This is a genomic window from uncultured Bifidobacterium sp. (genome assembly GCF_945269915.1).
Lineage (GTDB): Bacteria > Actinomycetota > Actinomycetes > Actinomycetales > Bifidobacteriaceae > Bombiscardovia > Bombiscardovia indica.
Window position 1 is genome coordinate 1 of the sequence record NZ_CALYOY010000044.1, and the last position, 10739, is coordinate 10739.

Genomic DNA, 10739 nt, shown 5'->3' on the forward strand with positions numbered 1-10739 from the left:
TCTAGCCTCAGGGTCCCGTCAGCGCCCGCCGAAGGAACCGCCTCCGCCGCCGAAGGAACCGCCGAAACCACCTCCGCCGCCGCCGAAGCCCGAACCACCGGAACCCGAACCGCCGAACCACCCGGTCTGCGAGGCCGTGTGCCGAATGCCGTCGAATCCTGCAGTCAGTCGGGATCCCAGATCGCTGAATGCGGTGGAGATGTTCATATCGTCCAGGGTCATGTTGGGCATGGTCATCCCGTTGGGGGAGTGCACACCACTCATACTGCCGCCATGGGAGTAAGCATGGGGCCGATAGGTCCAATGCACCAGGGAATCCTGGGCGTTCTGATCCAACCAGTCGGCATCCATGATCTGCGGGTAGGCTTTGGCGAGCTGCCTGACCCCCTCATCACCGATCCCGAAGGCCGTGGCATAGATCAGATACCTGTCTCAGAGAATCAGGCTTCCGATATCCCGATCGCTGAAATCGCCGAAGTCCGTCAGGAACCGCCGCAGGCCCACCACCTGCCCGGCCCAGTGCTGCCCTTGCTCGGTCAGCACCTCCGATCGACCATAAACGGTGGCAAAAATGGAGGCTGTGACCAGGATCAGGACCAGGACCACCAGGAGGCGGGTCACCAGGTTGCCGGGCATGAAACTGAACATACCGATGCCGATGGCCGCCATTAAGGAACAGACGATCAGACCATTCAGCCCCGTCCTGGTTTCCCTGACATTCAGACCATTCAACTCATAGTTGAAAGCATTGGGGAAATTGGTCGTCAAGGTCGGCCCCGACTCGCTATCGCTCAGAAACCGGTTCATCTGCTCCAAGGTGAACCTGGTGCTCCCGACACCCGGCCCCGCAGCGACACATTCCAGCAGTTTGAGGGCAGACTCCTCGGTGAGCGACAGGTTCAGGGATGAACGGTTCGTCCTGCAGACCGGATTAACGGCAATGGCAATGGCATCGTCCATCTGCCGCTGACCGTGACACCCCTGCCCTGTCTGGGGGAATCTCGACAGGGATATGGCCTTCTTGGAGGCCAGGGAGAGGATCGTCGCCGAAAGCAGGACGGAAGGGTGTGCCTTGCGTCCAAGGACCAGATCGTTGATGGACCCGGCCGCAGCCGGGGAGACACCGGGCGGATCGCGGCTATAGACCAGGTCACCCTGATACTGGGAGTCCCCATATGAGGTAAAGGCCTTACGGACCATGACGATGATCAGGACCAGAACAACAAGGACCACGATCAGCATGACCACGAAGCGCACCCTGGCCTTGGTGGTCTTCTGCCGCTCCCAGGTCTGAGCCTGTTCCAGCTCATCACGTTCGATCCGGCCCCTTGCATTCCCCGGGACAGTCCTCTTCACACCACTTGTGGTTTCCGGGTCGAGGAGGGCATCAATATTGAGATACCGCCCCGCGGTAACCTTCCGGGCGGAAAAGTGAAGCGTACCATCCTGGTCGATGCCGAGGTTGGAATCCCCCGTGAAGTGGAGCCAGGCCTTGGTCTTCTCCTTGGTGGACCCCCTGGGCAGACGCATGGTCCCCTCCACGGAGTCGATGGGGACCTGGTTGGTCCCGCCAACGGGCGTCCATGTACAATCAGCCACGTCATCGTAAGCAATGGTGACCCCGTGGAAGGTCATGTCAATCTGAAAGACGCGATGGGAGTCGGACTGGATGGTAGGAATGTACCACCCCAACTCAACCTGGCAGGTGTCGTTCTTATCCCGGCAATCACCCTGGCTCCAGCCCCGGCTCGAGAATCCGTCCTCCGTTTGGTATCGATAGCCGTCCAGGTCATCACCGTCCGAGACCTTGGCCAGGTACCAGGTGTCGGCCTTGGAGGTATCCCAATCATCGACCAGATCCACGTCGTTCGCATTGTACAGTGGGTCCGTCTCCTTGAAGACGGTTCCCCGGGTGACATCCTTGACCTTGACCTGGCTGATGCCGGTCAGGGTATTGGGTTCGATCCTATAGCGCCGGTAGAGCTCCTTCCAAGGCTTGCCCCTATCGCGGGACCTCATGTTCACGTCTATCTGCTGGCGAATACGCAAATCACCATTTTCCAGTACACGGGCCCGGTAGTTCAAACTGTTGTAAGTCAACTCAGGCCTGTCATGCTTGGAGAGGACACCAGCGACTATAACCACAGAGATGAGGCCTACCGCCAGCCGTGAACCGAAATCAGCAAGATCCGACGAAAGGTCCGGGGATCCTGTCGTGGGTTGGAGGTCACCTTGGCCGTCGCCGGAAGACGCTTCCAAGCCTCCGGGCTGGCTGATAGGGACGAAAGCGGGGTATACCAGGGAATCCGTGGCATTGTTCTCCAGCCCAGTGGTATCCGTCAGGTCCGGATAGACCATGACCAGCTGTTTGGCGACCCTGTCACTGATGCCGAACGCGTTGGCATAGACCAGATACTGTTCCCAGAGTGGCAGATCCTCCACCCCACGATCCTCGAAATTACTGAAATCAAGGAGGTAATGACGCAGGCCTTCGACCTGCCCTGCCAGCTCCCGCCCCCCTGGGGTGAGGACCGCCGTCCGGCCGTAACATACGGCGAACACACTCACGGCGATCAGAACCAGACTCATGGTCAGCCACAAGAGGGCATTGCCGGGGAGGAAGTCCAGGCATGCAATCGCAACAGCAAACAGAACGGCAAGGATACCCAGGCAATTCAGCCAGGGGCGGCTCACGGTCGCTGTCAGATGGTGCAGTTCATCATCGGCGTCCTTTTTGAAATCCTCCATCAGCAGGGGTGCTTTCCCGTAGTCGACAAGGCTGTCGCTCAGCTGGTTCATATCGACCTGATACACCTGATCACCCATCTGACCGGCAGCGGTTTGAAGTAAATCCATGACGGACCTCTCGGACTTCCACAGGTGGAAGGATTCCGGATTCCGGCGGTACTGCTCATTCAGGGTGATGATGACGCTCTGGCGATCGTCCTCGGCATGCTTGGGGGAGGAATCCGGCGGGAGGTCCTTTGTCTTTTCCTGACTCAGGGGCCCGGGTCTCAGGGAGATGACTTTCTTTGAGGCCAGTGACAGCATGGTGGTCGAGAGCCGGTCCCCGGAGTTCGTCTTCCTGTCCTCCAGAATGTCGTTGAAGCCTCGGCGGATGCCGGGGATGTATTCGGCGAATCCCTGTAGTAGATCACCTGTCCGCGATAACGGGAATCCCTGTATGTGGTGAATGCCAAGCGCAGGAGAACAACCACCAGAATCAGGGCGAACAGGATGGCCGGGACTCCAGAAGCCGGTCTTATCACGGCCGGCGTCTTCTCCCTCCGCCTCGATTCCTCAAAGGCCGATGTCTCGTCCTTGAAGATCGTATCCTTGGCCCGTCCCTCGTCCCGCCGCTCGACCGCATTGGTCGTGGCCACATCGAACATGGACACCAGATCCAAATCCTGGCCTGGCTTCATATGCTGGACGGAAAAGCGCAGAGTGCCGTCCTGGTCCTGCTCAACCTCTGAATTATCCTCGTTGTGAAGCCAGGCCCTGGAATTGTATTCGTTGACCCCCGCCGGCATATGGACGACCGCGTTCAGGGAATCAATCCGCGTCTTGTTGTTCCGACCCACCGGTTCCCAGGTAAAGGTGGCCGCATCCTTGTAGGCGGTGGTAACGCCATGAAGGATCATGTCCACCAGGAAACGTCTATGTTCTGCGGAATCAATCGGTTGGATGTACCAGCCCAGTTCCAAGGTGCAGAATCCCCCGGATTCACTGCAATTCGTCTGAACCTGCTTGCCGATCCGAGCCGTACCGCCCGCAGTGTCATACCTGCAGGGGGGGGGGGGACTGTTCCCATTGACCTTGGCCATATACCAGGTGTCGGCCCGCAGCTGGTCCCAGAAAGGGAGCAATTGCACTTCGCTGGTACTGGAGAAGGGGGCGGTTTCCCTGTACTGCAGATGAGCATCCAGGCCCATGACCGAAACCCGACTTATTCCCTTTATCTTTGCGACATCAATCTTATCCCGCTGAAAAAGCACTAGCCAAGGCTGCACATTCCCCGCGGAGTCCTCCCGTCGATTCAGATGTGCGTCAATGGTTTGTCCGATATGCAAATCGCCATTGTCCAGGACCTGTACGTCGTATCCCAGGCTGGTGTAGAAGAAGTCGGGATCGGTTGGGCGCTTGATGAAGAAGACTGCGACCGCGGCAAGGAGGGCATCACCACGGCAACGGCAACGGACTTGATGAATCTGGAGGCACTCCAGAACCCCAGGTACCAAGGCGACCGCCCTCTCCCATCTCCAACCGTATAATCCTGCCCGGCCTCTGACACCGAAGACCTCACTTCACCTGGCTGCATCGGAACATCTGCGGACCGCCTTCGTCTGCACTTATGACCTGGATCCTGCGGGCATGAGACTGATTGACAATGACGGATGCCGACATGTGCGTATTGATTCATACCTCGATAAGGGCGGTTCAAATCATATCATGACGATTATAGGTTGCTGCCCGGGTATAAAAAGGGCCCCGACCGGAGGCGGAGCCCAAGGATGCGCATCCCTGATCGGGATTTCAGCGACCTTCAGTCGCCGGCATCAGTCCTCGCTGTCGAAGGGGTCGAAATCCCTGCGAACCCGGCGACGGGGGCGCTCGGAACGCTCCTCGCGATCGGCGCGATACTCGTCGTAGTGCTCGTCGGCGGCGTAGCGGGGGTTCTCCCTGTGGCCACGGTATCCGCCACGGCCGGAGGAACGGCGCCCGCCGCGGCCGGAACGCTCACTGCGCTCACCACGGCCGGAATGACGACGACCGGAATGCTCGCTGCGGTCTCCCTCATCGGCATGCTCGGTGCGGCGACGATGCTCGTGGCGGGGAGCGCGGTCCTCGTCCTCGAACCAATCATCACTCTCGAACCTGCTCTCGCGGCGCGAACGACGATGACGGGGGGCCTCCTCCTGATCATCCTCGTCGAAGTAACGGTCCTCGCGTTCAGGCCTGAAAGACCTGCGAGAGGGATACCGGTCGTCGTCCTCGCGCTCGGGACGCTCGACCTGGTCACGATGGTCGTGACGCTCCCGACGCTCACCACGGCCGGAACGCTCGCGGCGCTCGCCCCTGTCGGAGCGGCCACCACGGTCACGACGATCACCACGGTCACGGCCGGCACCGGACTCCTGATCCTCGAACCCGGGAATGGCCAGGGAGATCTTGCCGCGGTCGTCCACACCCTGGACGATGACCTCGACGGTATCGCCCTCCTTGAGGACATCCTCGACGGCGTCGATGCGCTCGCCATTGGCCAGGTTGCGAATCTGCGAGATGTGCAGGAGACCGTCGGTGCCCGGGGTCAGGTTGACGAAGGCACCGAAGCTGGTGGTCTTGACGACCTTGCCGTTGAAAGTCTCGCCCGCCTCGGGAATGTGCGGGTTGGCGATCTGGTCGATGACCTCCTTGGCCTTGGCCGCAGCCTCGCCACCCTCGGAGGCGATGTAGACCGTACCGTCGTCCTCGATGGAGACGTCGGCACCGGTGTCCTCCTGGATCTGGTTGATCATCTTGCCCTTGGGCCCGATGACCTCGCCGATCTTGTCGATGGGGACCTTGGTGGTGATGATCCGCGGTGCGTAGGGGCTCATCTCGGCCGGGCCGTCGATGCACTCGTCGATCACGTCCAGGATGGTGGCGCGAGCCTCCTTGGCCTGCTGGAGAGCGGCGGCCAGAATATCGGCAGGGATGCCGTCCAGCTTGGTATCCAGCTGGAGGGAGGTGATGAATTCGGAGGTGCCGGCCACCTTGAAGTCCATGTCGCCGAAGGCATCCTCGGCGCCCAGGATATCGGTCAGGGTCTTGTAGGTGGGCCTGCCATCGACCTCACCGGTGACCAGACCCATGGCGATGCCTGCGACCGGGGCCTTCAGGGGCACACCGGCGGCCAGCAGGGACAGGGTGGAGGCGCAGACCGAACCCATGGAGGTCGATCCGTTGGAGCCGATGGCTTCGGAGACCTGGCGGATGGCGTAGGGGAAGTCATCGCGGCTGGGCAGGACCGGAATCAGGGCACGCTCGGCCAGGTTGCCGTGGCCCACCTCGCGACGCTTGGGGGAACCGACACGGCCGGTCTCGCCGGTCGAATAGGGCGGCATCTCGTAATTGTGCATGTAGCGCTTGGTGGAGGGACCGGACAGGGCGTCGATGGTCTGCTCCATCTTGAGCATGTTCAGGGTGGTGACGCCCAGAACCTGGGTCTCGCCACGCTGGAAGAGGGCGGAACCGTGCACCCGGGGCACCACGTCCACCTCGGCGGACAGGGTGCGGATGTCACGCAGGCCACGGCCGTCGATGCGGTAGTCCTGGGTCAGGATGCGGCGGCGGACGATCTGGCGCTGGAGCTCCTTGAAGGCGTTGCCCAGCTCCTTGTCCTTCTCGGCCTCGTCCATGTCGGTGAACTCATCGGCCAGGGCCTCACGGACATGTTCCTTGATCTCGTGGATGCGGTCCTGGCGGGGCAGCTTCTCCGCGATGGAGAGGGCCTCATCCAGGTCGGCATGGGCGATCTGGTCGATGCGGGTGTACAGCTCGTCGGTGTATTCGGGGAAGAGCTGGAACTCCTTGGTGGGCTTGGCGGCCTTGGCCTTGAGTTCGCTCTGGGCCTCGCACAGGACCTTGATGAAGGGCTTGGCGGCTTCCAATCCCTGGGCCACGACCTCTTCATCAGGCTTGGTCTGGCCCTCGTCATAGATGAGGGTCCAGGCATTCTTGCCGGCACCGGCCTCGATCATGGCGATGGCGACGTCGCCGCCCTCGACCACACGACCGGCAACGACCAGCTCGAAGACCGCGCGCTCGCGCTCGCTCCAGCGGGGGAAGGCCACCCACTGGCCGTCGATCAGGGCCAGACGCAGTCCCGAGACCGGGCCCTCGAAGGGCAGACCGGAGATCAGGGTGGAGGCGGATGCGGCGTTCAGGGCCAGCACATCGTAGGAATCCTCAGGGTTGACGGCCAGGATGGTCTCCACGACCTGGACCTCGTTGCGCAGGGTGTGCGGGAAGAGGGGGCGCAGGGGGCGGTCGATCAACCGGCAGGCCAGGATGGCCTCGTTCGAGGGACGACCCTCGCGGCGGAAGAAGGATCCGGGGATCTTGCCCGCGGCATACATCTTCTCTTCAACGTCGACGGTCAGCGGGAAGAAGTCGTAGTTCTCCTTGGGGCTGGAACCGGCGGTGGTGGTCGACAGGACCATGGAATCGTCATCAAGATAAGCGGCTACTGCCCCATCCGCCTGCTGGGCGAGACGACCCGTCTCGAAGCGCACCGTGCGCCTGCCATATGAACCATTGTCAATCGTGGCTTCTACAGCCGTGATTTCGGGACCCTCCATAGGGTTCCTCCTTTGTTTACTTCCTATTACCTAATTATCAGTTGACTTCATCATTCTTGTGCATGCCGTACGCGATATACCTGATCGCGCTGATCGGAACTCCCCGCCGGACCCTGTCCGGCCCTGGTTTCATCCCGTGGGGCTCCCGATTGGATATCGACCCGTTTTCCGGACCCCGACCCCGTCCTGGGGCCGCTTCAGTTACACCTTGTTTCCCATCCTCATTTCCAACATGCAAAAGCGCCCGAGCACCAAGGCTCGGGCGGAAGTGGTATATCAGTGGCGCAGTCCAAGTCGCTCCACCAGGGAGCGGTAGCGGTTGATGTCAACCTTCTTGAGGTAGTCCAGCAACCGGCGACGGTGACCGACCATGAGCAACAGACCGCGACGTGAATGATGGTCGTGCTGGTGCTCCTTGAGGTGCTCGGTCAGGTCGGAGATGCGCTTGCTCAGCAAGGCCACCTGGACCTCGGGAGAACCCGTATCGCCCTCGTGCGTCGCATATTCCTTGACGATTGCCTGTTTCTGCTCAGTCGTAAGAGCCACGGCTCCTCCTCTGTTTCTTTCCGTTACGCGGTGCACCGGCCCAATGCCGAAGCGCTCTGGTTCCGCGGGCGAAGCACGCCAAACAATCATTATACACATTTGACGGACCAATTGCCCAAGATCATGGATCGTTGGGGATTCAGCGGAATACCGACCTCTGCAGTCTCACATACATGGGCCTCGCCATAATCGGAACCTCTGAGAAGGAGGATTGCGAACCTGTAGACGATACCCTCCGTCTCGAGGTCTGAGACAACAAGATCGAAAGCTCCGCGGGCCCAGACGGGTCGACATCACACAGCCGTGATAAGACCCCCGAAGAGGACGATGGCCAGGGCGATGAGTTCAATGATGAAGAACATGGACAGAGCCGACCAGCTGTGGGTCAGGACGTTCCAAGGGGAATCCTTCTTCACACAGACCAGGATGGCCACGAAGAGTATGGCGAAGACCGCTACGCCCAACCCGGCTGCGATGATGCCCAGATTAGCCGCGTTCGCCAAGATAGCCTGATGGTGATAGATGACGAAGGTTCCGTACCAGAAGTTCATCTTCAGCAGGCATAGTCCGGCTATGAGCTGTTCGGCCGCCAGCCCCAGCACGAAGACGGCCCGCCAGAACCATGAATGTGATTCGATGATGGACATGCCGATCCCCATAAAGGCCAGAACCGTGACCATCCAGGCGATCAGGGCTATACCGCGCGGATCCATTGCCGACGCATAATGCAGGACTCCCTGCGTGTGATTGATGGCCAACGAGCGCCCGTACCCGTAGGGCAGAATGATGGCCAGCAGGGTGGCCAGGGCTAAAACGACCCACCATATGGGACGCGCCTTCCGCTGCTCGATTTCCGCCAGGGAATACTCGGACTCCGGGATGGTGGCCTCGGGGTGGGCCGAAGCGGGGTTATCCGGTTCAGGGCCGTCCAGGTGGGCCTGATGACGCTGCTCGGGGGTTGGTATAGTGGCTGGGGCCACGGGTCCGGCGGATGCCGGAGATGCGGTTGGCGCTGAGGACGGAACGTGATCGTCAGAGGTCCCCGCATCGTTGTGTTGGTCATGTTCCGCCATATGCATCTGCACCTCAAAGCCCGTTCGTTTGCAAATTCACTGTCACATAGCTTATACCGACCGGATTATCTGGGTGCAGAAGCGGAGAAGGCCGCACGGGAGTCGAACGCACTGGCTCATGCATCTGAAGCGAAGGAGGTAATCACTTGTTCTGACTGTGCATGGAACAGCAATTTGGTCAATGGTATTGAACCGCATCCGGCGAGCCGATCGATGCCGATCGCTTCCTAGGACAGACAATTCACAGCACGCTGAATTCATGATTGGTCTTACAAATAGGTATTTTTTATCTCATCACCATATTGGATCCATTGTTACGCCGCAACAGGTATGTATTGATACGTAGCCTACCTTCTATAAGGATCTGTTCCATATGCGGTACAGCCAGGAACACCGATTATTCGGAACCTGTTTGTACGCTTCAAGACGGGGCGGAACCTAGACTCATCCTTGCGTGCGTTCAGGAATACCTTTCCTCTATCTGTGTGAGCCAAAAAGAATTACTCCACACCTATGCGGAGAACATCATACTCGACTCTCGTCGCTAAGGGATGAGCATCATATTGCATGGTGCACTAACGAATTAGCTCGCATGTGCCGGTTACTGAAAGACAGCAAATCACACACGGTCGTATTCCGGTCTAACTGACAGCTTCACCGCCTTACTCCACACAGCCCGATGGTTCAGACCGACAATCATTATAAAAATGGTATGTTGTCAGTTTCCGATTACCCTGAATTCATTCCTGCCATAATAGCAGCCGCGGTGAGAGCCGAAGACCGTCAGCAAGAAATAGGCCATTGGCCATGACGGGCATAATGCTTTTGCCGCCACTTGCGAACGGCTGCATTTTGAACGGGCCAACAACTGACGCATGAACGTGTTAACCACCATGTCCAATCGGTCAAATCAACCTGGAATAGCGTTTCCCATCGATGAGTTTGCGCATTGAGAACTCAGCAAGGGCGTCCCGGAACTCATGGGGAAAATGATCGGACGAACGTACGTGCGTCATTAAGCGTGCCTGGTTCCATGCGGCAGCGCCGGTCTATAACATGTGAACATTGACTGGGAACTCGACATCGAAAGGACAATGAGAAGTTGCAGAGGAAGATATACTCTGTCATTTGCCCCAGATCCCATAGGATATTGCGAAACCACGCAGCTGATGGTTCGAAAGTTGACCGCACACGTGTTCGTTACCAGCCATGAACCTCGCCAGTCCCTCATATCTACGATTCTTTAAATGAGTAGCAGAGTTAGCTGAACAGTGGACAGCAATTTCTCAACTCGCAAGTTCTTCATCTTCCATTCACGCCGTTGCTGAATCTCTTCATGCAGCATGGAACACGAGTACACATTTATTAGAAATCTCCACATGTGCGGGGGACACTCGTCCTTGCTCCACAAGAAAGCAGCATCGACGACTCCCCCCCCCCCCTATCTAAGAGGCACTGCAATGGAACAGATGGCTGTCGTGTAGCCTGGGGATCATCCCCGCGTGCCCGGGGGAACACTTCCTCACGTTGTTGGTGATCTGGGCGGCCTTGGAATCATCCCCGCATCCGCAGGAAGCACGAGCAGGGCAGGATGCTGGACCACCTAGCCAGTGAATCCTTTTACATCCGCATGGAGTACACACGAACATAGGCCGTCGCTGTGACCAATCCGGGACCATCCCCGCATCCGCGGGGAGCACGCCATGATGTGAAGCGTGATGTAGGTGGGGTAAGGATCATCCCCGCATCCGCGGGGAGCACATTTGGTAGTACCATA

General features: G+C 59.1%; 6 protein-coding genes. All 6 read right to left on the reverse strand.

Annotation, left to right across the window (positions count from 1 at the left end; translation table 11 throughout):
- Positions 1–18: 18 nt before the first annotated feature.
- Entirely contained in the window at positions 19–351 is a 333-nt protein-coding gene (locus Q0K62_RS07345; RefSeq protein WP_297317326.1) for a hypothetical protein, read from the reverse strand.
- An 81-nt stretch (positions 352–432) separates the two neighbouring features.
- Positions 433–3051, reverse strand: a complete 2619-nt coding sequence (locus Q0K62_RS07350) for a DUF2207 domain-containing protein (RefSeq protein ID WP_297317327.1) — start codon at positions 3049–3051, stop codon at positions 433–435.
- Positions 3015–4241, reverse strand: a complete 1227-nt coding sequence (locus Q0K62_RS07355; protein ID WP_297317328.1) for a DUF2207 domain-containing protein — start codon at positions 4239–4241, stop codon at positions 3015–3017. Before Q0K62_RS07355 ends, Q0K62_RS07350 begins: the two co-directional genes overlap by 37 nt.
- A gap of 318 nt (positions 4242–4559) precedes the next feature.
- Positions 4560–7343 carry a polyribonucleotide nucleotidyltransferase gene (locus tag Q0K62_RS07360; RefSeq protein ID WP_297317329.1) on the reverse strand — a complete coding sequence of 928 codons (2784 nt, stop codon included), beginning with the start codon at positions 7341–7343 and terminating at the stop codon, positions 4560–4562.
- A 276-nt stretch (positions 7344–7619) separates the two neighbouring features.
- A complete protein-coding gene (gene rpsO, locus Q0K62_RS07365; RefSeq protein ID WP_220236320.1) occupies positions 7620–7889 on the reverse strand; it encodes a 30S ribosomal protein S15 in 270 nt (89 codons plus the stop codon).
- Between the two features lie 293 nt (positions 7890–8182).
- Positions 8183–8869: a hypothetical protein gene (locus tag Q0K62_RS07370; RefSeq protein WP_297317330.1), complete on the reverse strand. Its 687-nt coding sequence runs from the start codon at positions 8867–8869 to the stop codon at positions 8183–8185.
- Positions 8870–10739 lie beyond the last annotated feature (1870 nt).

What these genes read in the sequence shown, in the direction of transcription:
- Q0K62_RS07345 (WP_297317326.1), bottom strand. Translation starts at nt 351, where the DNA reads ATGGATGCCGACTGGTTGGATCAGAACGCCCAGGATTCCCTGGTGCAT.
- Q0K62_RS07350 (WP_297317327.1), bottom strand. Translation starts at nt 3,051, where the DNA reads ATGCTGTCACTGGCCTCAAAGAAAGTCATCTCCCTGAGACCCGGGCCC.
- Q0K62_RS07360 (WP_297317329.1), bottom strand. Translation starts at nt 7,343, where the DNA reads ATGGAGGGTCCCGAAATCACGGCTGTAGAAGCCACGATTGACAATGGT.